The following is a 23,129-nucleotide window of genomic DNA, read 5'->3' as shown; positions in this document are numbered from 1 at the left end:
GCTCTGGCGGCCTCAGCCCACCACAATCAGCGGGCAGTTGAGTTGCGCCAGTTGCGGCGCCAGTTCCGCCAGCCAGTGACGGCGTGACACCACCACGTAATCGAACCGCTGGCCGGCCTGCTGCAGCGCTTGTGGCAGCTGTTGCCGTGACAGGTGGTGCAGGCGGGTACCGGCGGGCAGCAGTTCTGCCAGTGGAGGCTCCTGCCCCAGGTCACTGGTGTGCACCAGCGTGACCTGCAGTGCCTGGCCGCTGAAGGGGGCCAGCAGTGCCGTCAGGTTGTTGTAGAAGGCGGCTCCGGCGCCGTCGATCACCAGCAGGTGTTTACCGGTGCGCACCTCGTGGTGCGGAGGCTGGTTGCTGCCGTAAACGCAGCTGTCGTAGATACAATAATCGGCTTCACCCAGGTGTTCGAAGTGAAAGTCGCGGCGACGGCCGCGGATGCTGCTGACACTCCAGTGCAGTGCAAGGGGGTCCGCCCTCTGTGCCAGGCGCTGCCGCAAGCGACGGCTCATGTCGCTGAAGCCTGCCAGCAGGGTGCGGGTATCCAGCAGGCGCGGTTGGCCTGTAAACAGGCAGATCTCGCGACTGAAGGGCAGGGTGGAGCTGTTAAGCAGGTCCGTATCTTCAATCAGTAACCCCACCACCGGCAGTTGCTGTCGTGCCGCCATGGCAAGTGCGTATTCCAGCACCGCGTCGGAAATGCGTTCGCTGTCGGTGGTAATGACTACCCGGGGCTGGCCGGCCTGCGCCTGTTCACTCATCCTTGTTACCCCGATCGTGATCCGGCGCGGGTTTGTCTGCGCCATCTCCTTCATCAGTGTCGCGGCGGGCGAATTTTTTCTGCAGTTGCTGCCAGGCTTCAATGCGGGCGCTGATACGGCCATTGATGCTGTCGGGCGGATAGTTGCCATCGGCATCGACTGCACCCGGGGCGAGGCCGCTGAGGGCGCCCATCACGTCGTCCACCTGTTCCGCGGTGTAGATGTGAAACTGTCCGGCGGAGACGGCTTCGCGCACGTCGTGGCGCAACATCAGGTGTACCTGGTTGCTGGCCGGGATAATCACCCCCTGGTCGCCGCTGAGCCCCGCCGCCTGGCAGATATCGAAGAAGCCTTCGATCTTTTCATTGACGCCACCAATGGCCTGGATCTGGCCATGCTGGTTCATGGAGCCAGTGACAGCCAGGTTCTGCGCCAGCGGGATTTCGCCAATGGCGGAGAGCAGGGCACAGAGTTCGGCGGCGGTGGCGCTGTCGCCATCCACGCCGCCATAAGACTGTTCAAACACCAGCGTCGCCGCCAGTGGCAAGGGGCGGTCACGGGCAAAACGGTTGGCGAGATAGGCGCTGAGTATCATCACTCCCTTGGAGTGAATCTCGCCGCCGAGTTTGGCCTCCCGTTCAATGTCGATCACCTTGCCGCTGCCCAGCCGGGCTGTGGCGGTGATACGTGACGGGCTGCCGAAGGCCTGGTCGGCCAGGGCAATCACTGTCAAGCCGTTGACCTGGGCCACGGCGCTGCCACGGGTGGCAATCATGCTGATGCCGCGAGTGATCTGTTCGTGGTAGAGCTCGCGGATACGGTCGTGGCGATAGCGGCGTTTCTCCAGCGCCTGCTCCACATGCTCCAGGGTGATACTGACGCTGCCGGCCTTGCCGGCCCAGTAATCCGCCTCTTTGAGTACATCGCTGACAAAATCCACCTGCAGGCTCAGCTTGGTGCTGTCGTCGCTCTGGCGCGAGGCCGCTTCGATGATACGGGCCACCGCGTCGCTGGTGAGCGGCAGCAGTTCTTCATGCTGCTGGCGGGTGGCGATCATGCGCGCGTAGAGCAGTTGACTTCCCGTCGAGCGGTCAGTGCTGTGGGCGAAGTCCGCCACCACCTTGAAGAGTTTGCTGAACTCATTGTCGTAACGCTTGAGCAGGTAGTAGAGCAGCCGCTCGCCGGTGAGAATCACCTTCACGTCGATGGGCATGGCCTCCGGTTCCAGCGAGATGGTGCTTACCAGGCTCAACACCTCTTCCAGTGAGGAGATGGTGACCTGGCGGGATTTCAGCGAGCGCTTGAGTCCCTCCCAGGCGTACATGTGGGTCAGCACCTTCTGCGCATCGAGAATCAGGTAGCCGCCGTTGGCGCGGTGCAGGGCGCCGGGTTTGATGAGGGTAAAATCGGTGACCAGCGTGCCCATGTGGGATACGTGCTCGATGCGTCCCACCAGATTCTGGTAGGTGGGGTTGTCCTCGGTAATGATCGGCGCCGTCTGCTGACGGGTGTTGTCTACCAGCAGGTTGACCTGGTAGCGGTGAAAACCCTGTGCCCGGTTTTCCACCTGTTCATCGTCGCTTCCCTCGCCGTCAGGCAGAAAATCGCTGGCATTTTCGGTAGCGTTTTTCTGCACTGCCGCCAGATAGGCCAGCACGTTGTCCTGTTGCTCGTAGCGTTTCTCGATGCTGTCGATGAATTGCTCCACCGTCAGCTGGGTAATCTCCTGATTGAGCTTTTTCAGTTGCCGGCTCACTTCGCGGCGGATCAGCGGCATCTCGCGCACATGGGCCTGCAGTTTCTTCTGCATCTCCTCGATCTTCTTCTCGATGGCTTTTTGCTGCTCCTCCGGCAGTGCCTCGAACTCCTCGGCGGTGAGCACCTTGTCATCCGCCATAGGTGCCATGGTGTAGCCGGAAGGGGTGCGCATCATGGCGACGCCACTCTCCTGCGCCTCGTCGGCGAGGGCGCGGAAGTCGCTTTCATAGTGCTCGTGGGAGCGCGAGCGAATCTCCTCGCGGCGGCGCTGGTAATCATCGCTCTGGAAGGCGGCGGGAATGGCGGTGAGCAGGTCTTCCACCAGCTGCTGCATATCGTTGCGCAGCTCCTGACCCATGCCCACCGGCAGGCGCAGCAGTTGCGGCCGCTGCGGGTCGTCGAAGTTATTGACGTAACACCAGTCGAACAGTTCGGTACGGGGCTGCTCCTGGCGGGACAGGATCTGCTTCACCAGTTCGTGTTTGCCCAGCCCCGGCGCGCCCAGTACGAACAGGTTAAAACCCTCGCGGGTGATCTCCACACCAAACTCAATAGCTTCCAGTGCCCGTTCCTGCCCGAGGGGGATATCCAGCGGTTCCAGTTCACTGCTGAGGGTAAAACCGAACCCCTGTGGGTCGCAGCTGTTGTAGAGCTGCCCGGCGCTGAGTTGTGTGATCATTCTGCCGTCCTTGCCCGCGGCTGTTGCCTTTTGAGCATAGGATAAAACCCCCGGTCCCTCTATTGATGAGGGTCAATCGGTCAGCGCAGGGTGACTTCCGACAGCAGCAGGCGACAGGGCTGTGTTGCCGACAGCAGCAGTTGCTGGTGGGCCGGCAGCAGGCGGGTGGCACTGCCCAATGGTTCGCCGCTGCCGGGGTTACGGGCGTAGCGGGGGTGGGCGCCGCTGGTCACGATCAGGCGCAGGCGGTGACCGGCCTTGAAACGCCAGGCGGTGGGCCAGCAATCGATGCGGATATGGCGTTTGCCGTCCGCGTCAGCGACCGGACTTCCCGGGCGCAGCCGCAGGTAACCGTCGCTCACCTGAATGGGACGGCCCCTGCGATCCACATCGCACAGGCAGACAAAAAAGTCGGTGTGCTCGCGATCCGAGTGGACTGTCAGCTCTACGCTCACCGGACCGATGATGTCCAGGTCATGGCCCAGTATTGAACCGGTAAAACTGACGCTGTCGTCACGGGCTTCCAGGGCCGACATATCCCTCACCCGGGAGTGCCCCATGGGGGTGGGGCCGTGCATGGAGGGGGTGGGGTCGGCGGGATCGTAGGTATAGCTTACGGAGCCTTCATCGAGGGCTGCGGCCGAGTGCGACAGGGCCTGTCCCTGGCGCAGGTAGAGCTGCAGGGGCTGTGCCTGTGGCGGTGGCCAGCAGGGAAACTCCAGCCAGCGTTTGGCCTGCTGCAGGTAGAGGCGCACCGGCTGGCGATCAGCGCAAGGCGCGCGGCCATTACCGAGATCGCCGAAAAAGCCGATGGCTTCCTGCAGCCCCCTCACCATGCCGGCGGGGGAGGAGTGATACCAGGGGCCGATGGTAATCCACACCGGTTTGCCCGCTTGCTGGCGGTTGCTGAAGTCCTGCAGCTGGTAGGGCAGGAAGGCGTCCTGCCAGCCGGCGATCATATTGACCGGTGCCTCCAGCGAGGTGGCTGCCGCGGAGTAATTCATGGCCTGCCACCAGGCGTCGTCAGGCTCGTGGCGGAGCCACTGTTGCCACCAGGGCACGGTTTTGCCGAACGCCTGCTGATCCAGTTGTGCCAGTGGCAGCTGGTTGTGGAAGGGTTTGAGCCGCTCCGGTTGCGGCCGCTGCATGCTGTTGAGTGCCTGGCTGCCCACCAGCTGCTGCATCAGCTGGGTCCAGCCCAGGGTGCCCTCCAGGGTGTAACCGCCACCGGCGCGCAGCTCATCGCCAAAATTGGAGAGCGTCATCATCAGCAGCATACCCTGCAGTTTTTCACCGCTGCCGGCGGCCATGGCCCACTGGGTATTACCCAGGTAGCTGGGGCCAAAGGTGTAGATCTGGCCACTGTACCAGGGCTGGCACCGGATCCAGTCGAGGGTATCGGCGCCGTCATCCCGCTCCTGCCGCATAGGGTCGAGCTGCCCGCCGGAGCCAGCGGTACCGCGCACGCTCTGGGCGATCACCTGCAGGCCGCGCTCGGCCATCAGCGCTGCCATCAAACCGAACATGCCGCCGCGGCCGTAACTGCTGCGGATCAGCACCAGCGGCCCCCGGGGTTGGTCGCCACTCCAGTAGTGATCGGTCAGCAGCTCCACGCCATCGCGCATGACCACACGGATACCGGCTTCCAGCTGGATATTACCGGTGCGCCGGGGAGGCAGGCGCAGGAGTTTACCGGCCAGCCAGCGCAGCAGAGGGTTAGCGGACATGGTGGTGGAGAACCGTGGGGAGGATGGGCATTAGGCGATACTCCATTATCGTTTGCTGGTACAGGGCTGTGCCTCCCGGGGCGTTGTGGTTATCGGGAGAGCAGACGTATACGGCGCGGTGATGGCCGGGAGCCATGATGTTACACACACCGCTATTGTTCAATGCGCGGCACAGTGGGTGCCGATGTGCTGTGCGCCTGAGCGTTCAGGTGAGCCAGCCGGCTGGTAGCGGCGTACCCAGTGATGTCACTGTTGCGGGTTGCCGGGTTACGGCGGGAGAGAAAACATGCATTGGCTGAAAGTCACTTTACCGGGGATGCTTGCCCTGTTGTGCGGTTGCAGCGCGGTAGTGCCGGGAGATTATGCCGACAACCAGCCGCAGCTGCAGCCGGAGACGTTTTTCGACGGCACTCTCAGTGCCCACGGTGTGATCAAGAACCGCAGCGGCAAAGTGATCCGCTATTTCAATGCCAGTATCGATGCCAGCTGGAGTGGCGATACCGGCACGCTGGAGGAGTCCTTCCTGTTTGACGACGGCGAGCAGCAGCAGCGCATCTGGACTCTCAAGCGTAATGGGGACGGAAGCTATACAGGTACCGCTGGCGACGTGATTGGTCCGGCGCAGATTGAAGTGGCAGGCAATAGCATGTTCCTCAACTACGTGCTGCGCATCCCCTATAACGACGGTACCCTGGATATCCGGGTTGATGACCGCATGTACCTGGTGTCGGAGTCGGTACTACTGAACGAATCGGACTTGAGCAAGTTCGGTATCGACGTCGGCTCCATGTTGCTGGTGATCGAAAAACGCTGACCTGGATCAGCCCAGCAAATAGCGGTGTGCCAGCATGGCGGCCACCAGCACCGCCAGCACAGAGAAGCTCAGTTGCAAAGCCTTGGCCGGCAGCCGCGGCGCCAGCGCGCGGCCGCCGATCAGGCCGACAATAGTGGCGCCAATAAACCACCAGCCGGAGACAGGAATCACCGCCCCGTGCCAGAGAGACTGTGCCACGGTGCCGGCGGAGATCAGGGTGATCACTGCCAGTGAGGTGGCCACTACACTGTGCATCCCCAGCAGGCTGAAGTGACGAATACCGGGAACAATCAGAAAGCCGCCACCAACACCCAGCAGTCCACTGGTGAGCCCGGCGCCACCGCCAATGGCGAAAACAGTGGAGAAACAACGCAGGTTCCACTGGAAGCGGCCGGTGTCTTCATCCAACAGGCAGTTACCCTGGCTGCCGAGGGGCAGGCTGGCGTCAGCCGGTGGTTGCAGTGCCTGGTGGATCATGCGGCCGGCAATAAACAGCAGCAGGGCAATAAACACCACCATGATCCAGTGGGTGGGCAGCTGGTGTGACAGCCAGATGCCGAGTGGCGCGCAGGCTGTGCCCGCCAGCGCCATCAACAGCGCGGCGCGGTAGCGGACGATACCCTGGCGCAGGCCATCCAGGCTGCCTATCAGGGAGGCGATACCAATGGCGATCAGCGATACGGGAGCGGCTTGTTGCAAGCTGAAACCCAGTCCCAGCATCAGTGCCGGCACCGCCAGTACCCCGCCACTACCGGTCAATCCCAGGGCCAGTCCCACGCCGGTTCCGAGCAGTAGTTCGGTCATCATAATTCGTATGTCTTCTACACAGGTTCCCGGAAAGCTTCATTGTGGCGGCAACTATGGCAGTCCCGCAACGAGACTTTGTGGTTGATATGGCTCACGGCTGCCGGTGTGGCATTCCCTGGGCCCTGTTGTGGTTGGTGGCGCTGAAGGGTCGGGATCAGGGCGTGTCAGGCCCTGTTGTGGCTGCCGGACCCGCGCTGGGCCAGGTAAACGCTGATTTTTTCCTGCAGGGTATCCAGCTCCACCGGCTTGCCGATAAAGTCATTGGCACCGGACTGCAGGTACTCGGCTTTCTCGTCTTCCTGGGCACTGGCGGTCATGGCAATGATCCACGGGTGAGAGCCAGAAGCCAGCAGCTTGCGGATACGGCGGGTGGTATCGAGTCCGTCCATTCCCGGCATCTGCCGATCCATAAAGATCAGGTCGTAGTTGTTGTGGCGCACGGCTTCAATGGCTTCGCCGCCGTCGCTGACGCAATCGGCGCCGTAGCCGAGACTCTCCAGCATCATGCGGGCAATGTCGCGGTTCATCTCCACGTCATCCACCACCAGTATGCGCAACGGGCTGGCAGTATTGGTAGCAGGGGAAGTTGCCGTGGTGGCAGGGGAGGTTGCCGTGCTGGTGTCGACCAATTCCAGCGGCAGGTAAAAACTGAAGGTGGAGCCCTGGCCGAGGGTGCTGCTGACGGTGATCTCGCCGCCCATCTGGTGGGTCAGCTGCTGCGAGATCACCAGTCCCAGGCCGGTACCGTCACGGCGGAAATTGACGCCGGCTTCCATCTGCTCAAATGGGCGGAAGAGGCGTTTGCGTTCGGCTGCACTGAGGCCGCTGCCGGTGTCGGTAACGGCGTAGCAGATGTACTGGCCGGCGTTGGCCCGCAGCGAACTGACACTGACGGTGATGCTGCCGCGCTCGGTGAACTTGATGGCGTTGCCGAGCAGGTTGAGAAGCACCTGTTCAATGCGGATCTCGTCTCCCATCAGCGCCTGCGGCAGGTTGCCCTGGAAATGGGTATAGATTTGCAGCCCTTTGACCAGGGCCTCCACTTCCATCAGTGCCACGCTGTTCTCCACCACCTCGCGGGGATTGTAGGGAGCATTGCTGAAGCGCATGGCGCCGGCATCAATCTTGGAAAAATCGAGTACGTCATTCACCAGCCGCAACAACAGTTTGCTGTTTACCAGGATGCGATTGAGCAGGTCCTTTTGACGCGGATCCAGCTGGCTCTGTTCGAGCAATTGCGCCACCCCGATAATGCCGTTCATGGGGGTGCGGATCTCGTGGCTCATGGCGGCCAGGAAACGGCTGCGGGAAGCGCCTTCGGCGCGGGCGGCTGCGCTGCGTGCCAGCAGGCGGGCGATGCGCATGGCGATGATGGTAAGCAGCAGGCCGGTGACGCCAAGTACCAGTGGGCGCACCCACAGCGGCGTCTGCCGATCCTGGATGGCCAGGCTCCAGCGGCCGTGAGGCAGCTGGATGGTGGTGATCATATCGGCGTTGTTAAAAATGGCGGCGTCGTTCCAGTAGACCTTGCTGGTACTGCTTTCGTCACGCAGGGCCAGGCGGTAGTAGGGTGGCAGCTCCAGCAGTCGCAGGTCTTCCTGCAGGGAGTCGACCCCCACCAGCAGGGTGGCAAAGCCCCAGAAGTCTCCGGCAATATCATCGGGCCAGCGATCATCCGGCCCCAGTTGCTGCCGCGCCCGTAACGCCTGGCGATCCAGCGCCCCCGGGTGTGTGAAAATCGCCTTGCGTATGATCAGGGCCTGGCCACCCTGAATCAGCTTGACCGGTCCTTCCGCCACAATGCTGCGCTTGCGGATGATCTCCAGCATGCGCAGGCGCTGGTCCCGGTCCGACAGCAGGTCGAGGCCAAGGGCGGCGTGGTTGCGGCGCAGCTGGGTCATGTAGGTGACCACACCGGCCGGTGCCAGTTGCAGGCTCTGTACGTAGGGGTTGCTCAGCTCCAGGAATTCGGCGAACTCGAGAAAGCGAGCCCCGAAGGCGTCGCGGTCGGGCTGTGACTGCTCGGCGTTGGCTTGCACAAACGCCTCCAGCGCCAGCACCAGGGTGAGGTAGCGCTGCAGGGTGATCTCGATATTGTCCTTGACGTTCTCCAGCTCGCGGCTCAACAGTGCCGTGCGCTGGTCGCGGGAGTGGTTGTAGTCGACAGCGGCAAAAAGGGTCGTCAATAACAGCCCGATCAGCGCGATCAGCGGCTGGAGTCTGGGGGTATTCATGGCAGGCTGGCGGTTCCTGTCTCCTGGGGCAGCGGTCTGCGGTTAATCCTTCGCTATTGTACCTGCGTCAGTGCCGGCATTGTGCTGTTGCAGCAGCAGCTCTGTAAAGGCGTGGCCACTGCCCTGCTGCAGGCGTTGCCGGATCTGTTGGCACACCTCGTCAGGAGGGCAGTTTGAAGTATCTATGCTGAGGTCGCAGCGGGTGTTCTGGTAAATCGCCTGGTAAAACCAGGGGCGTAACCGGTCGAGACGCTGCCGCGAAAGGCTTTTCTGCTGTTCCGAGTAGCTGGAGTTGGTGAAGCGGTTGCCGATCTCGCGACTGGCAACCCGCTCTGCCAGTACCTCATAGGGGGGCTGCAGGTTGACCAGCAATACCGGCAGGCCGGCCAGTCGCTGCACGCAATCCTGTAGCAGTGGTGGATCGCACATCAGCAGGTGGTCGACGATGATATTGCAGCCTTGCCGCGAGGCGGCCGCAATCCATTCATGGAAAACGCTCATGGCCCTGAGCCCCTGGGGGCTGAATTGCCAGCGCAAGGCCCCGTCGGGTTGGTTACTGTCGACCGGTACAGCGCTGAAGCCGTCACCGGCGCGGTCGCCGTGATGCCCGAAGCGGCGCGGGAAGGTGGATGCAAAAAAGTGATCCACGCCGTAGTGCAGCCAGAAGTCGTCGGCATCACGCACAAACTGTTCGCAAGTGGTTGATTTGCCGGAACCGGAGGTGCCGTTTACCAGAATGATCTGTCCTGCCATGGCCACTATTCCACGCTGTGGGAGGGTTGGCCGGGCTTCAATTGCCCGCGGGCGATACGGCGGAAGCGGCGGGTGTTGCAGAACTCCTGGTTGTCACCCCAGTGGGTAACGCCGTTGCACTGCCACTGCAGCAGGGACCAGACCACGGTACGGTCACTGTAGCCGGTAAAAATCAGTCCCTCGTCTATCTGGCCGTGGGCGCGAATATTACGGCCGTGCTCGTCGGTGGCTTCAAACAGCACTTCCCGCGGGCCGACACGGCCGTAGTGCAGCACTTGCCGTTTGCCGGAGACCAGGCTGCCCATCTTGCCGTCACGCCAGATAAAGCCACCAATCACATCCTGCTCTGCTGTCTCACCCTTGGCGATGGCGTGAAAGGCGCTGCCGTCAGCAATACCCCAGAAGTAGCCGCCGCAGGAGGACTTGTCATAGACCCGTGGACCGTAGGAGGTGTCGCGCATGGAGTAGCAGTCAATGGCCCACTCGTCACCTTCGCAGCGGATTACCCCGGTCATGCGTCCCGGCTGCTCCATGTGGTATTTCTGCGCCGCCTGCTGGGCCGCAGTTTTACTTTTGAGCTGGTGCAGTGGCGCTATGGCCTGCCACTCCAGGTCCATGAAAAAGCCATCGTTGTCGTAGTGGATGGCGTAGCGGGTGAGCGGCTCCAGTACTTTGACCGACAGCGAGTTGTTGGCGGTCATGTTGAATTTCTCGGCGCCTTCGGGGCAGGCCTGCAGCTGGCTCCAGTTGTAGTAGAGGCAGTTCCAGGGTTGTGTGCCGCTGGGATCCCACAGCACCGGGCCGCCATTAAGCAGGCCCATGTTGGGGCGGAAGTAGTACTGGATAAAACCGTGTTTGCGCTGTTCGGGGATGGAGATGGAGAACCAGACGCTCTCGTTCCAGTAGGGATTGGCGTCCGGCTGCTCACAGAAGCGGTCCGGTTGCGGCAGCGTGTTCAGGAGCTGTGTGTCCATAGGCGGGAATCTGAATTATTGTCAGTGGTCTGACATCGTTATTTTGGTTCCAACTCTCGCACAGCAGACTGCGGATAACAACTGCGGGTGGGCGCCAGGCACCCCCCGCAGGCAGGATTTTACTTGATCGGGAAAACGTAGTTCAGCCACCCCATCATGCGCAGCAGAATGCGGCGGATAAGGGAGACGTGCAGGGGATCGTGGTCGGAGATGATGGCGATCTTGCCCTGTACGCCCCGGGGTAACAGGTAGTCATCCAGGTTTTCGTCCAGTTCAATCACGGCAATGGCCTGGCCATGCACGGCCAGCTGGCTGGCGGCTACCAGGTTGCCGGAGGACTGCATGTCGCCTTCCGCCAGTGCCGGCAGCACGCGGCTGACCCGGCCACTGAAGACGTGCCCCGGCACGCCATCAAGAATCACCTCTGCCTTATAGCCCGGCTGCATGCGCTGCAGGGAGTTCTGCCAGAAGCTGCCGGCGATCATGCGTTGCTGGTTGGGGATAAACACCATGGTGGGTCGCAGCGGCAGGGTGACCGCCATGGTGCCGGGCTGCAACGCCAGCTGCGTTACCATGCCGTCGGCAGGGGCCCGCACCTCGGTGTGTTCCAGGTCGTAGTTGGCGCTGGCCAGCTGGGCTTTAAGGCTGCCCACCTGCGCGGTGGCCAGATCCACATCGCGCTTGTTACCCGCCTGGCGTCGCACCAGTTCCTGTGCCCGTTGCAGGTCGATCTCGGCAGACTGCAGGGCCGCTTCGATTTCGGCAACACGGGCCTGGTAGGGCACCGGATCAATACGGAACAGGATGTCGCCCTCACGCATGGGTTGGTTGGCCACCGCATCCACCTCGACCACCAGTCCGGCGACCGCGGGAATGACCGGTACGCTGAAAAAGATTTCGCGGGCGTTCTTGCTGTAGGGGTGGTTGTAGTTCATGACGATCAGCAGGGCGCCGATCAGTGCAATGCCGCCCAGTACGGCGGTGGGTACTGTCCACTTGGTGAGGGGGATCCTGAAGACCTTGAAGACGACAGTGCAGAGTGCGGTGTAGGTCAGAATCAGCAACAGGTCCATATTCAGTCCTCCCGCGTCTGGCGCAGTTGCTGCAACTCGGCCTGCAACTGTGTCACCTGTTGTGCCAGGCTTTCCAGTTGGGCGCGGCTATCGGCATCGATATCACTATCCGGTCTGTTGCTGTGATTGAAGCCCCAGCCGCGATCCTCGCGGTAGAGGGTGGCCCAGATCCACAGGAAGGGCCAGATCAGGTGCAGGGTGAAGAGGCTGATCCAGCCCGCCACATGGATGGAATCCTGGTGCGGATGGTTACGGTGTCGGGCAATGTCGTAGGGGATATCGTGGATGGCGATGATGGCGTAGAAAATAAAGATCGCCACAAAGAAAACCATGAACAGCGCGAAGTAATCCAGAAACATCAAACACTCCTTTTGTTTGCATGCCGGAGAGCGATAAAACCACCGTTGTTGGCGGTGGCCAGAGGGCTGATGCCCTCCAGTTCGTCATCGCGAGCGCAGCGTGGCGATCCATGTCTGTCACCGGGCAGGTGACAGTGTGCCAGATATGGATTGCTTCGGCGCTTGAAACACGCGCCTCGCAATGACGGGGCAGCCCTGGTCAATGGTCGTCCATGACATTGGCTAAGGCAAGTAATGTGTCAGCGGCGCAGGCGGATCAGCGACAGCTTGCGGCACAGCACATAGAACACCGGTGTGAAGATGAGTCCGAAGAAGGTCACGCCCAGCATGCCGGAGAACACGGCTACACCCAGTGCTCTTCGCATTTCGGCACCGGCGCCTTCCGCCAGTACCAGCGGCAGTACACCGAGAATAAAGGCGAAGGAGGTCATCAGGATCGGGCGCAGGCGCAGGCGCGCGGCCTGGACTGCGGCTTCCCACAGCTCCTTGCCCTGCTGCTCCAGTTCGCGGGCAAACTCGACGATGAGGATGGCGTTTTTCGACGCCAGCCCCACCAGTACCACAAAACCGATCTGGGTGAGGATGTTGTTGTCCATGCCTGCCAGCCAGACGCCGGTGATGGCCGACAGCAGACACATGGGCACAATCAGGATTACCGACAGCGGCAGGGTCCAGCTCTCGTACTGGGCCGCCAGTAACAGGAACACAAAGATCACCGCCAGCACAAAGGCGATGGCAGCGGTGTCACTGCTGCTGCGCTCCTGATAGGCGAGGTCGGTCCACTCGTAGCTGATGCCGTCGGGTAGCAGCTCGGCCGCCAGCCGTTCCATGGTGTCCAGGGCATCGCCGGAGCTGTAACCGGGGCTGTAGTCCCCCAGCATGTCAGCGGACGGATAGAGGTTGTAGCGGGGCACGCGGGACGGGCCCGCCTTGTCTTCCACCGTGGCGATGGAGCCCAGTGGCACCATGGCGCCGCTGTCGCTGCGCACCCGGATACGCATAACGTCTTCGGTGCTCAGGCGATAGGGAGCATCGGCCTGGGCGGTGACACGGAAGGTGCGGCCCAGGTAGTTGAAGTCGTTAACGAAGGCGGAGCCGATGTAGACCTCCAGCGCTTCGAACACCCGCGATACCGGTACGTTCAGGCGCTCGGCTTTCTCACGATCAATATCGAGGTAGATCTGCGGAGTACCGATTTCAAAAAAGCTGCGGGCGAAAGTCACCGCTGGCGCATCGGGGCTGTTGGCGGCATTGACCATGGTGTGCAGCGCTTCGTTCAGTACTTCCAGGCCGCGACCGCCACGATCCTCCAGCATCATTTTGAAACCACCGGCACTACCGATGCCCCGTACTGGTGGGGGCGTCAGTACTACCACAAAGGCTTCCTTGACCTGGCCTGCCTGCTGCCACAGCTGGCCTTTAAGCCCGTCGAAGGTGATGCCTTTGGCCTTGCGCTCCTCAAAGTCTTCCAGGGTGACGAAAATTGCTGCGGCGTTGGAGGCGATGGAGAAGGTTCCGCCGTGAAAGCCTGAGAAGGCCACGGTGTTGGCGACGCCATCCACCGACAGTAACTTTTCAGTGACCTGCTGTACTACCTGATCGGTTTCCGACAGCGCCGTGCCCGGCGCCATCTGGATGGCAACGACGAAATAACCCTGGTCCTGCGCGGGGATAAAGCCACCGGGAACACGGTTGAATTGCCAGGCGGTGAGCAGCATCAGGCAGGCGTAGATCAGCACTGCAAGGCCGCTGGCGCGTATCAGCCAGCCGGTAAAACGTCCGTAACCATTGGAGAGCTTGTCCATGCCATTGTTAAAGCGATCAAAGGCGTGGTGCAGCTTGGCCATCAGGCCGTGACCCTTATCCTCGACGTGAGGTTTCATGAGGATACGTGCCAGCGCCGGTGACAGAATCAGGGAGACGGCCACCGAGATAACTGTCGCTACGGCGATGGTGATACCAAAGGCCTGGTAGAACTTGCCGGCGATACCGCCGAGGAAGGTAGTGGGCAAAAACACTGCCACCAGGACCAGCCCCATGGCTATCAGCGCTGCCCCCACTTCGTCCATGGTTTTACGTGCGGCTTCACGGGGAGACAGGCCGTTGCGCAAGTTACGCTCCATGTTCTCCACCACCACAATGGCGTCATCCACCACGATCCCGATCGCCAATACCAGCCCGAACAGGGTGAGGTTGTTGAGTGAATAGCCCAGCGCCGCCATGACGGCGAAGGTGCCGATCAGCGAGATAGGGATGGCGACAATGGGAATGATCGCCGCGCGCCAGGTCTGCAAAAACACCACGATCACCAGCACCACCAGGATGATGGCTTCGTAGACCGTCGCCTCCACCGCATCCACTGACTGCTGGATAAACTCGGTGGGGTTGTAGCCGATCTTGTATTCCAGGCCGGGGGGGAAATCCGCGGCCGCACGTTCCATCTCCGCCAGCACCGCGCGGGAGGTTTCCAGGGCGTTGGCGCCAGGCTGCTGGTAGACCGGGAGGGCGACGGCAGGGTACTTGCCCAGGTAGCCGCGGGTAATGTAATCCTGTGCCCCCAGCTCGATCCGGGCCACATCCCGCAGGCGCACGATGCGACCATCGTCGCCCGCTTTCACTACCACATTGCCAAACTCTTCCGGTGCCCGCAGGCGGCCCTGAGTCTGTACCGAGTACTCAAAATAGTTCTGCTGTGGCTGCGGTGAGCGGTTGAGGGTACCACCGGCCACCTGCACGTTTTGCGCTTGCAGCGCTCTCACCACATCGCCGGCGGTCATGCCGTAGGACTGGATCAGGTCCGGGTCGAGCCATACCCGCATGGCGTACTCGGAGGCCCCGAACATGCGGGTATCACCAATACCATTGATGCGACGGATGCGGTCCCGCAGTTTCAGTACCGCGTAGTTGCCGATGTAGGTCTGGTCGTAGCGGCCGTCCGGTGAGTAGAGGTTAATCACCAGCATCAGGTCCGGCATGCTCTTGGCCGTGGTGATACCCAGTCGGCGCACAGCCTCCGGTAACTTGGCTTCGGCGATGGCGACCCGGTTCTGCACCAGCACCTGGGCGGCGTCCAGGTCGGTACCGGTTTCAAAGGTAACCGTGAGGCGCATGCTGCCATCGGCGGTGGACTGGGAGAACATGTAGATCATGCCCTCCACTCCGTTCAGCTCCTGCTCAATGGGAGTGGCTACCGTATCGGCCACCGTTTCTGCGCTGGCGCCCGGGAAGTTGGCGGTTACCTGGATGGTGGGCGGTGCCAGGCGAGGGTACTGCTCCACCGGCAGGGTGGTATAAGCGAGACCACCCACCAGCATGATGATGATGGCGATGACCGTGGCAAAAATGGGCCGGTCGATAAAAAACTTGGCAAAGTTCATGGGCCGGATCCTTATTGCGCCGCCGCGGCGTTATTCTCACTCTCTCCGGCGGCACGCTGGCCACCAGCAATGATCTCCTCCAGCGAGGGCACCATGTTGATATCCGGCATGGTGTCAGTCTCCTGCCACTCCAGCGTTACCGCATTGGGGGTGACCGGTTGCTGCGGGGCGCGAATACGCTGGATACCATTGATGACTACCCGCTCATCGCCACTGAGGCCGGAACGGATGATCACCAGGCCGTTGTCCTGCACCGGGCCTGGCTCAACGTAAATGCGGGTCGCCTGATTGTTGGCATTCACGGCGTAGACGTATTTGCGGTTCTGGTCGGTGTTGATGGCCTTTTCCGGCAGCAGCAGGGCTTCGTATTCACCGCTGCTGGAGAGGCGGGCGCGACCAAACAGGCCGGGATAGATGATGGCCTGCGGGTTGGAGACCAGCGCGCGGGCCTTGACGGTACCGGTGCCGGCGTCCACCACGTTATCGATAAATTCCATCCGTCCGGAGTGGTCGTAGTGCTTTTCGTCCAGCAGCTTGATGAAAATCGGGTTGGGGCTGTAGTCACTGCTGGGGCGTTTGCCGGCACGGTCGAGGCGCAGGGCATTGAGCAGGTCACCCTGCGATCCCTCAAACTCAAAATGGATAGGGTCGACGCTGACAATGCGCGTGAGGACAGTACTGTTGGCGCTGACCAGGTTGCCGCTATCGATGAAGCTGTCACTGATCTTGCCGTCAATGGGCGCGGTTACGCGGGTAAAATCCAGGTTCAGGCGCGCCTCATTAAGCGCCGCTTCTGCCACCTTCAGTTCCTGCTGCCGCTGGTCGAACTGCTCCTGGGAGATGGATTTGCTGCGCATCAGGTCGGCGGCGCGTTTGTAGGCTTTCTGGGCCAGGGAGTACTGGGCGTCAGCGCGCTGCATCTCGTATTCGAAGGGGCGCGGGTCGATTACAAACAGCAGGTCGCCCTTTTTTACATACTGGCCATCGCGGAACTGTTTCTCCTGCAGGTAGCCGGTGACGCGGGCACGTACCTCTACACGAGCGACTGCCTCAAAACGTCCGGGGTACTCGGTCCACTCAATCAGCTGGTGGCGCAGTGGTTGGGTGACGTCTACTTCCGGCGGCGTGGGGGCTGCCCCTGGAGCGGCGGGTTCATTACAACCAAGCAAGACGAATGGCAGCATCAGGCCGCAGAGTGCAAACAGTTTCTTCACGTAATTACCTCGGATGACAACAGTTCCGGACACAGTTAACGGCATAGACCCCTGCCGTGATTGTGGCAAGGTCCGGGTGGGCTGTGCGGCGGTATGCAGGGCTTGGTACTGAGTGGTACCAGTAGAGCCGGAAAGGATAAATCAGATTATTGTTTAGAAAAATGCTAGATTTCTTAATGATCTTTTAAGTGGGGCTTAATAATGGACAAGCGACAGCTGGATGGCTTGCTGGCTCTGAAGCTGGTAGCGGAAAGCGGCCACTTCACCGCTGCAGCCAAGACCCTGGGGGTGACCCCCTCGGCGGTAAGCCAGATGATCAAGCAGCTGGAAGGGCGGCTGGGTGTGGCGCTGCTGAGTCGCACCACCCGCAGCACCAGCCTGACAGAGGCGGGTGCGCGTTTTATGGCTGAGGCGGGCGTGGCGCTGGACCAGATCCTGGTTGCCATGGAGAACGTCCGCTCCTTTGCCGCCAGGCCGGCGGGTACGTTAAAGGTGACCTTGCCGCGGGCAGTGTACCCGGCTTTTATTTCGCAGCACATTGCCAGTTTTACCGCCAAATACCCGGAGATCACCCTGGAGCTGCACTTTGAGGATGAGCGCACCGATATTGTTGGCCGGGGATTCGATTGTGGCATACGGCTGGCGGATATTGTGGCCAGGGATATGGTGGCGCTGAAACTCTATGGCCCGGTGCAGTTCTCCATCGCTGCGTCGCCGGGCTATCTGGACCGCCATGGACGGCCGCTGCACCCCCGTGACCTGCTGCAGCACAATTGCATTCGCCCCCGCTCCGGCTCGTGGATCTATGACAGCTGGGAGTTTGTAGTGGATGGCAAGGAGGTGGCGGTACAGGTGAGTGGTTCCCTGATTTTCAGTGATACCTTGCTGATGCTGGACGCTGCCTGCCGTGGCACAGGTCTGGTGTTTGCCACGGCCGATATGGTGAGTCAGTTTGTGGCAGAGGGACGACTGGAAACGGTGCTGGATAAGTTCACCATTCAGCGGGAAGGCTTCTACCTCTACTACCCGCATCGGGCACAGGTGCTGCCCAAGTTGCGGGCCTTTATCGATCATCTGCGCGCCGCACGGCTTTCGGTGCCGCCGGTTCCCGGGATTTCGATATAGCCCGGGATTTCGATATAGACAGGCGGCCAGCGTAAAGCGAGCAGGACGTTTCCCTGCCGTGCGGTCCCGGGAAGGGTTGCCTGCGCGATGGTGCAGGCGTTCAATCAGCAACAATGATTAACCGTAATCCCCTCATAAGAGAGATAACTATGGATTTGGGCTTAACCAACAAGGTGGTAATCGTTACCGGTGCCACAGCCAATATTGGTCGCGCAGTGGCGCTGGAGTTTGCCGCTGAAGGTGTGCAACTGGTGGCGGTGGGTCGCGACCGGGAGGCCGGTGCCCGGCTGGTGGCCGACGCGCTGGAACGCGGCGCTGAGGCTGCCGAGTTTGTAGTGGCAGACCTGCTCGACCCGCAGGCGCCGGCGCAGATACTGGCAGCCGCCGAGGCCCTGGGGGAAGTCGAGGTACTGGTCAACGGTGTCGGCGGTAATGTGGACCAGGGTTTCTTCGTGGACTCAGATCCCGACAAGTGGGCCGGCGATATGGACCTCAACTTCGGCACTGTACTGCGCATGACCCGGGCGGTGTTGCCGGGCATGGTGGCGCGCAAGCGTGGCAGTGTCATCAATATCGGCTCCACCGCCGGGCTGGTGGGTGATTACATGCTGCCGGTCTATTCGGCCATGAAAGGCGCGGTGCACAGTTTTACCACCGTACTGGCGAAGGAGGTGGGACAACACGGTGTGCGGGTGAATGCCGTAGCGCCTTACGCTACCTTTGCCAAGGACCCGTCCGCCTTCAGTCGCGGCAGTCGTTTCCATCCGGAGAGCGGTTTTTTCAGCAGTCAGGCGCAGGAGCTGTCCGACTACGATCGCAGCATGCGCCAGCGCCGCCCGGTGGTGGGTCGTCCCTTTGCCGTGCCTGAGGAGATCTCCGGGCTGGTGGTCTACCTGGCGTCCGAGCGGGCCGGCTTTGTCACTGGTCAGGTGTGGTCGGTGGACGGCGGGTCGCTGCTCTAGACCATGGTCTGAATTCTCTCCGCCATGGCGGGTGCTACACTGCCGCCACCGCAGGCTTCCCCCTTTGAGAACCAGAAACAGGCCGGCGGTGTGGAGGAGAGAGAATGGCTGTACGTCAAAGGGTGGGGTTGTTTGCTTCCTGCCCGGTGGACCTGATGCGACCCAGCGTTGGCTTTGCCAGCGCCACCCTGTTGCAGCGCGCTGGCTTCGCGGTAGAGGTACCACCGCAGAGCTGCTGCGGGCAGGTGAACTTCAACAGCGGCATGCCGGAACAGACCCGGCAGCTGGCGTGGCAATTGATCACCACCTTCGAAGCTTACGACTACACCGTGGTCCCCGCCGGCTCCTGTGGCGGCATGATCCGCCACCACTACCCCGAGTTATTCAAAGGCGATCCGCGCCTGCCGCGGGTGCGGGAGTTCTGTGAGCGGGTCTATGAGTTGACCACCTTTCTGGCGGAAGTCGCCAACGTTTCACTGGAGGACATTACCTCCGCGTCGGCACTCACCGATGTGGTTACCTACCACGACAGCTGCGCCGGTCTGCGGGAGATGGGTATCAAGGCGCAACCCCGTGAACTGCTGCAGAGCAGCGGCGTTACCGTCACCGAGATGGCAGAGACCGATGTCTGCTGCGGTTTCGGTGGCGCGTTTTGCGTGAAGTTCAGCGACGTCTCCGGTCGCATGGCCGACAACAAACTGGATAACGCCTGTGCCGCCGGTGCCAACCTGGTGGTGGGGGGCGATGTCTCCTGCCTGTTGCACCTGGCCGGGCGTGCCCAGCGTCGCGGCCTGCCATTGCAGTTCCGTCACGTGGCCGAAGTGCTGGCCGGTGACTTTGGCACTCCGGCCATCGGTGAGGCAGAAGGTGGCAGCCATGAGTCATAACTTCATCGTGCGCTCACAGGAGGCGCTCACCAACGAACAACTGCAGTCGGCGCTGGCCAAGGCCGGTGGTGGCTTTGTGGCCCGCAGGCAGAGTGCCATTGACCAGGTCCCCGATTTCGAACAGATGCGCGACCAGGCGCAGGCGGTGCGGCAAAAATCCCTCGCCAACCTGGACATTTATCTCGCCTACTTTGAGCAGCAGGTGGAGGCCGCTGGCGGCAAGGTGCACTGGGCCCGGTCGCCGGAAGACCTGCGCCGTATTGTGATCGGCATTTGCCAGCAGGCCGGTGCCCGCACCATCGCCAAGGGCAAATCCATGGTGGGGGAGGAGGCACACCTCAATGCCGCGCTGGAAGCGGCGGGCATGATCCCCTGGGAGACCGATCTCGGCGAGTACATCCTGCAGCTGGCGCAAGAGCCCCCGAGTCATATCGTTGCCCCGGCGCTGCACAAGACCAAGGCCGAGATCGAAGCCCTGTTCCGCAACGCCCACCAACTGGGAGAGCGTGACCTGCAGGAGGTGAAGGCCATTGTGGACGAAGCCCGCGATGTCATCCGTGAGCGCTTCCTGACCGCGGATGTGGGCATCACCGGCGCCAATATGCTGATTGCCGAGACCGGCACCGCAGTGCTGGTCACCAACGAGGGCAACGGCGACCTGAGCAGCTGTTTGCCCAAAACCCACATCATCACCACCACCTTTGACCGGGTGGTGCCCACCTGGGAAGACGCGTCCAAGATTATTCGGGTGTTGGCCCGCAGCGCCACCGGCCAGCCCATTACCTCCTACACCAGTTTTTTCTCCGGCCCGAAAGGCGAGAACGATCACGATGGACCGGAGGCGTTCCATGTGGTGCTGCTGGATAACCACCGTTCGGAGATCCTGGCCAGCGATTACCGGGAAATGCTGCACTGCATCCGCTGCGGCGCCTGTATGAATCACTGCCCGGTCTATCAGGCGGTGGGTGGCCACGCCTACGACAGCGTCTACCCGGGCCCCATGGGCGCAGTGCTGTCGCCGCTGCTGCGCGGCTACCCGCAGGATTACGAACTGCCCAACGCCTCTTCCTTCTGTGGTCGCTGCGAGTCGGTGTGCCCGGTGCGGATTCCCCTGCCGGGCCTGATGCGTAAGCTGCGGGAGCAGGAGCGTCAGGTGGCACCGCCACCCCGCGTCAACCGCACACTGCTCAGCAGTTTCGCCTGGCTGGCGAGCAAACCGGCACTCTACCGCCGGCTCACCAGTGCGGGCAGCTGGCTGCTGCACAAGTTGGGTCGCGGTAAGGGCCGCCTGCACAAGGTACCGCTGGCCAGAGGCTGGTCGCAGCAGCGGGAGCTGCCTTTGCCGCAGGGCGCCAGCTTTCAGAGCCAATGGGAGCAACACCTTAAAGACAAGGCGAAAAAGTCTTCACCGCAAGGAGGTGGCCGTGGCTGATGCAGGCTTCCGCCAGAAATTGTTTAACCGCATTTTGGCGGCCAATAACAAGACCGCTCTGCCTGACGATCTGGAGAGCGCGTTTCACCAGTTGATTGCCGCGGACAAAGGCAAGGATGCCGGACTGGCTCCCATGAAAGATCTGCTGGCCAGCTTTACCCGCAATGCGACCTTGAGCGGTGCGGAGATCTTGCCGGTGCAGGCGCTTGAGGAATTACCCGCGCTGCTGGCCAGCCGTATTCCGGCAGGCAACTCGCTGGCACTGTCTCCGCAGGCAGAGTTGAACTCCCTGACCTGGCAAACGCCCGTCTCGGATGAACGCAGCGCGCAGTGGGGCATAGCTTGTGCCGAGCTGGCCATCGCCGAGACCGGCACCTTGTGTCTGAGCAGTCGCAGTGTGCCCAGTGCATTACTCTACCTGGTGGAGTTTCTGGTGGTGGTGATAGAGCCGGCGCAGATCGTGGCGCGACAGGAGGGGGCATGGCGCAGTGCGGGTATCAGCTCCGGCCACCGGCCCCGCGCCATGCACCTGATCACCGGCCCGTCGCGGACGGCGGATGTGGAGCAGACCCTGCAGGTGGGCGCTCACGGCCCGAGGGAGTTGTTGATTGTGGTGCTGGATCCCTCGTCCGTGCCCTAGCCGGTCATCTGGGGTGCAGCCATCCCGGCAGCAGTGCCCAGGGATCAAGACCCTCCACACTCCTTGGTTGTATGCCATTTTCGCTCAGCCACCCGGCGAGGGTGCCGCCGGTGTAACCATCAAACATATCGGTGCAGCCGCCGCGAAATTCTCCACCGATAAAAATCTGCGGCAGGGTGACAGATTCGGTTTGCTGGCGCAGCCACTCGCGAATGATGCCGCCGCGGTTGTTCTCCTGATAGGCCACGGAATCCACATCAATGCTGCGGTAGGGAATCCCCAGCTGCTCAAACAACTTGCGCACCGACCAGCAGAACTCACACCACTCCAGGGCAAACATCACCACCGGTTGGTCCGGATCGGCAATCACTGACTGCAGCCAGGCGGCAGTTTCGGCATCAACTTCCGGTACCTGTGTGGGGACGGCGGCGCTGCCGGTGGCATCGAAACGGTAGCCGGGGGTGGAGCGGGAGAGCTGCAGTTCCAGCTCGCTCATCTCCGCCGGGATATCCTCGAACAGTGGTGTGCTGATGTAGCGCTCGCCGGTATCCGGCAGCATGCACAGGATATTGCTGCCGGGCTCCGCCTCGCGGGCTATGGCCAGCGCGCCGGCAAAGGTCGCGCCCGAAGAGATGCCCACCAGAATGCCTTCACGGCAGGCGAGCTGCCGCGACCAGTGCAGGGCGTCCTTGCCATCAATAGGCATAAAGCGGTCAATACGCTGTTGCTCCAGCACCTCGTTGGCCAGCCCGGGAATAAAATCCGGCGTCCAGCCCTGCATCAGATGCGGGCGAAAACGGGGGTGGCTCTGGCCTTGCGGCTGGGGTTCGCCACTACCGAGAATGGGGGAGTTATCCGGCTCGCACACCACAATCCGGGTCTGCGGGCTGCGTTGCCGCAACACCCGGGAAACACCACTGAGGGTACCGGAGGTGCCGGTGCCGGTGACCCAGTAATCGAGGGTGGTATCGGCAAAGTCGTCGAGAATCTCCACCGCCGTGGTGCGGGCGTGAACCTCGGCATTGGCGGGGTTCTCAAACTGCCGCGGCTGCCACCAGCCATGTTTTTCCGCCAGTTCCCGGGCCTTGTTGACCATGCCGGTGCCCTTCTCGGCGGCGGGTGTCAGTATCACCTTGGCGCCGAGGAAGCGCATCAGGCGGCGGCGTTCCACACTGAAGTTCTCCGCCATGGTGATCACCAGTGGGTAGCCTTTCTGCGCGCACACCATGGCCAGGCCGATACCGGTATTGCCACTGGTAGCCTCAACGATGGTCTGGCCCGGCTGCAGTTCACCGCGGCTTTCCGCATCTTCAATAACACCCAGGGCCAGCCGGTCCTTGACCGAGCCCATGGGGTTAAACGACTCCACTTTCACGTAGAGGTTGATGCCCTCGGGGGCGAGGTTGTTGATACGCACCACCGGCGTGTGGCCAACGGTGTGGAGAATAGAGTCATAACGAACGCCCATGCTGCTGTCCCTGAAGTGGTGTGCGATTCGGAAAGTATAGATGCTGGGGCGTGTTATCCCTGTGCCCTGTGGGGATTGTCGGTG

The 23,129-nt window shown here is 61.7% G+C and carries 18 protein-coding genes and 1 pseudogene; 6 read left to right on the top strand and 13 right to left on the bottom strand.

Annotated features, from left to right (window positions below):
• Positions 1 to 12: 12 nt before the first annotated feature.
• From GSF27_RS08320 to GSF27_RS08310, 3 genes are all read right to left on the bottom strand, one after another.
• Positions 13 to 762 carry a hypothetical protein gene (locus tag GSF27_RS08320; RefSeq protein ID WP_160967823.1) on the bottom strand — a complete coding sequence of 250 codons (750 nt, stop codon included), beginning with the start codon at positions 760 to 762 and terminating at the stop codon, positions 13 to 15.
• Positions 755 to 3,199 (bottom strand): Lon protease family protein, encoded by a 2,445-nt coding sequence (locus GSF27_RS08315; protein WP_160967821.1) that lies wholly within the window; start codon positions 3,197 to 3,199, stop codon positions 755 to 757. The genes GSF27_RS08320 and GSF27_RS08315 overlap by 8 nt, the downstream gene beginning before the upstream one ends.
• Positions 3,200 to 3,279: 80 nt before the next feature.
• Positions 3,280 to 4,926 (bottom strand): CocE/NonD family hydrolase, encoded by a 1,647-nt coding sequence (locus GSF27_RS08310; protein ID WP_160967819.1) that lies wholly within the window; start codon positions 4,924 to 4,926, stop codon positions 3,280 to 3,282.
• 286 nt (positions 4,927 to 5,212) lie between these two features.
• Between GSF27_RS08310 and GSF27_RS08305 the strand changes: the two genes are divergently transcribed.
• Entirely contained in the window at positions 5,213 to 5,740 is a 528-nt protein-coding gene (locus tag GSF27_RS08305; protein ID WP_160967817.1) for a DUF3833 domain-containing protein, read from the top strand.
• 6 nt (positions 5,741 to 5,746) lie between these two features.
• Here the strand turns inward: GSF27_RS08305 and GSF27_RS08300 are convergent, their stop codons facing one another.
• From GSF27_RS08300 to GSF27_RS08265, 8 genes are all read right to left on the bottom strand, one after another.
• Positions 5,747 to 6,547, bottom strand: coding sequence for a sulfite exporter TauE/SafE family protein (locus GSF27_RS08300; protein ID WP_202410359.1), 801 nt, complete (start codon positions 6,545 to 6,547; stop codon positions 5,747 to 5,749).
• A 164-nt stretch (positions 6,548 to 6,711) separates the two neighbouring features.
• The gene (locus tag GSF27_RS08295; protein WP_160967815.1) at positions 6,712 to 8,781 is read right to left on the bottom strand and encodes a response regulator; all 2,070 of its coding nucleotides are present in this window, start codon (positions 8,779 to 8,781) and stop codon (positions 6,712 to 6,714) included.
• Between the two features lie 42 nt (positions 8,782 to 8,823).
• Positions 8,824 to 9,534 carry an AAA family ATPase gene (locus GSF27_RS08290; protein ID WP_160967813.1) on the bottom strand — a complete coding sequence of 237 codons (711 nt, stop codon included), beginning with the start codon at positions 9,532 to 9,534 and terminating at the stop codon, positions 8,824 to 8,826.
• A gap of 5 nt (positions 9,535 to 9,539) precedes the next feature.
• Positions 9,540 to 10,508 carry a hypothetical protein gene (locus tag GSF27_RS08285; protein WP_202410358.1) on the bottom strand — a complete coding sequence of 323 codons (969 nt, stop codon included), beginning with the start codon at positions 10,506 to 10,508 and terminating at the stop codon, positions 9,540 to 9,542.
• A gap of 119 nt (positions 10,509 to 10,627) precedes the next feature.
• On the bottom strand, positions 10,628 to 11,581 hold the full coding sequence (locus tag GSF27_RS08280) for an HlyD family secretion protein (protein WP_160967811.1): 954 nt from the start codon (positions 11,579 to 11,581) through the stop codon (positions 10,628 to 10,630).
• A gap of 2 nt (positions 11,582 to 11,583) precedes the next feature.
• The gene (locus tag GSF27_RS18090; protein ID WP_160967809.1) at positions 11,584 to 11,940 is read right to left on the bottom strand and encodes a DUF3302 domain-containing protein; all 357 of its coding nucleotides are present in this window, start codon (positions 11,938 to 11,940) and stop codon (positions 11,584 to 11,586) included.
• Between the two features lie 239 nt (positions 11,941 to 12,179).
• Complete coding sequence (locus GSF27_RS08270; RefSeq protein ID WP_160967806.1) at positions 12,180 to 15,317, bottom strand: efflux RND transporter permease subunit; 3,138 nt, start codon at positions 15,315 to 15,317, stop codon at positions 12,180 to 12,182.
• 11 nt (positions 15,318 to 15,328) lie between these two features.
• Positions 15,329 to 16,531, bottom strand: a complete 1,203-nt coding sequence (locus GSF27_RS08265; protein WP_202410357.1) for an efflux RND transporter periplasmic adaptor subunit — start codon at positions 16,529 to 16,531, stop codon at positions 15,329 to 15,331.
• 201 nt (positions 16,532 to 16,732) lie between these two features.
• Between GSF27_RS08265 and GSF27_RS08260 the strand changes: the two genes are divergently transcribed.
• From GSF27_RS08260 to GSF27_RS08240, 5 genes are all read left to right on the top strand, one after another.
• Positions 16,733 to 17,656, top strand: a complete 924-nt coding sequence (locus tag GSF27_RS08260) for a LysR substrate-binding domain-containing protein (RefSeq protein ID WP_160967804.1) — start codon at positions 16,733 to 16,735, stop codon at positions 17,654 to 17,656.
• A gap of 149 nt (positions 17,657 to 17,805) precedes the next feature.
• Positions 17,806 to 18,618, top strand: coding sequence for an SDR family NAD(P)-dependent oxidoreductase (locus GSF27_RS08255; RefSeq protein WP_160967802.1), 813 nt, complete (start codon positions 17,806 to 17,808; stop codon positions 18,616 to 18,618).
• Positions 18,619 to 18,722: 104 nt separating this feature from the next.
• The gene (locus GSF27_RS08250; RefSeq protein ID WP_160967800.1) at positions 18,723 to 19,505 is read left to right on the top strand and encodes a (Fe-S)-binding protein; all 783 of its coding nucleotides are present in this window, start codon (positions 18,723 to 18,725) and stop codon (positions 19,503 to 19,505) included.
• A complete protein-coding gene (locus GSF27_RS08245) occupies positions 19,495 to 20,937 on the top strand; it encodes a LutB/LldF family L-lactate oxidation iron-sulfur protein (RefSeq protein WP_160967798.1) in 1,443 nt (480 codons plus the stop codon). The genes GSF27_RS08250 and GSF27_RS08245 overlap by 11 nt, the downstream gene beginning before the upstream one ends.
• Positions 20,930 to 21,577 (top strand): LUD domain-containing protein, encoded by a 648-nt coding sequence (locus GSF27_RS08240; RefSeq protein WP_160967796.1) that lies wholly within the window; start codon positions 20,930 to 20,932, stop codon positions 21,575 to 21,577. The genes GSF27_RS08245 and GSF27_RS08240 overlap by 8 nt, the downstream gene beginning before the upstream one ends.
• A gap of 4 nt (positions 21,578 to 21,581) precedes the next feature.
• Here GSF27_RS08240 and GSF27_RS17865 read toward each other — a convergent pair whose 3' ends face one another.
• Both GSF27_RS17865 and cysK read right to left on the bottom strand, forming a co-directional pair.
• A complete protein-coding gene (locus tag GSF27_RS17865) occupies positions 21,582 to 21,917 on the bottom strand; it encodes a glutaredoxin (RefSeq protein WP_237457482.1) in 336 nt (111 codons plus the stop codon).
• A 117-nt stretch (positions 21,918 to 22,034) separates the two neighbouring features.
• A pseudogene (cysK, locus tag GSF27_RS08235) lies at positions 22,035 to 23,045 on the bottom strand (cysteine synthase A); the annotation flags it as partial.
• Positions 23,046 to 23,129 lie beyond the last annotated feature (84 nt).

The sequence above is a fragment of the Pseudomaricurvus sp. HS19 genome (genome assembly GCF_009857815.1).
GTDB lineage: Bacteria > Pseudomonadota > Gammaproteobacteria > Pseudomonadales > Cellvibrionaceae > Pseudomaricurvus.
The sequence above is the reverse complement of the archived record's forward strand: the minus strand, read 5'-3'. Positions and strand labels throughout refer to the sequence as shown.

Excerpts from the sequence above, each read along its gene's own strand:
- GSF27_RS08315 (WP_160967821.1), bottom strand. The coding sequence starts at position 3,199 with ATGATCACACAACTCAGCGCCGGGCAGCTCTACAACAGCTGCGACCCA.
- GSF27_RS08295 (WP_160967815.1), bottom strand. The coding sequence starts at position 8,781 with ATGAATACCCCCAGACTCCAGCCGCTGATCGCGCTGATCGGGCTGTTA.
- GSF27_RS08285 (WP_202410358.1), bottom strand. The coding sequence starts at position 10,508 with ATGGACACACAGCTCCTGAACACGCTGCCGCAACCGGACCGCTTCTGT.
- GSF27_RS08255 (WP_160967802.1), top strand. The coding sequence starts at position 17,806 with ATGGATTTGGGCTTAACCAACAAGGTGGTAATCGTTACCGGTGCCACA.
- GSF27_RS08305 (WP_160967817.1), top strand. The coding sequence starts at position 5,213 with ATGCATTGGCTGAAAGTCACTTTACCGGGGATGCTTGCCCTGTTGTGC.
- GSF27_RS08260 (WP_160967804.1), top strand. The coding sequence starts at position 16,733 with ATGGACAAGCGACAGCTGGATGGCTTGCTGGCTCTGAAGCTGGTAGCG.
- GSF27_RS08310 (WP_160967819.1), bottom strand. The coding sequence starts at position 4,926 with ATGTCCGCTAACCCTCTGCTGCGCTGGCTGGCCGGTAAACTCCTGCGC.
- GSF27_RS08300 (WP_202410359.1), bottom strand. The coding sequence starts at position 6,547 with ATGATGACCGAACTACTGCTCGGAACCGGCGTGGGACTGGCCCTGGGA.
- GSF27_RS08245 (WP_160967798.1), top strand. The coding sequence starts at position 19,495 with ATGAGTCATAACTTCATCGTGCGCTCACAGGAGGCGCTCACCAACGAA.
- GSF27_RS08320 (WP_160967823.1), bottom strand. The coding sequence starts at position 762 with ATGAGTGAACAGGCGCAGGCCGGCCAGCCCCGGGTAGTCATTACCACC.
- GSF27_RS17865 (WP_237457482.1), bottom strand. The coding sequence starts at position 21,917 with ATGTTTGCCCTGGAGTGGTGTGAGTTCTGCTGGTCGGTGCGCAAGTTG.
- GSF27_RS08280 (WP_160967811.1), bottom strand. The coding sequence starts at position 11,581 with ATGGACCTGTTGCTGATTCTGACCTACACCGCACTCTGCACTGTCGTC.
- GSF27_RS08250 (WP_160967800.1), top strand. The coding sequence starts at position 18,723 with ATGGCTGTACGTCAAAGGGTGGGGTTGTTTGCTTCCTGCCCGGTGGAC.
- GSF27_RS08270 (WP_160967806.1), bottom strand. The coding sequence starts at position 15,317 with ATGAACTTTGCCAAGTTTTTTATCGACCGGCCCATTTTTGCCACGGTC.
- GSF27_RS08290 (WP_160967813.1), bottom strand. The coding sequence starts at position 9,534 with ATGGCAGGACAGATCATTCTGGTAAACGGCACCTCCGGTTCCGGCAAA.
- GSF27_RS18090 (WP_160967809.1), bottom strand. The coding sequence starts at position 11,940 with ATGTTTCTGGATTACTTCGCGCTGTTCATGGTTTTCTTTGTGGCGATC.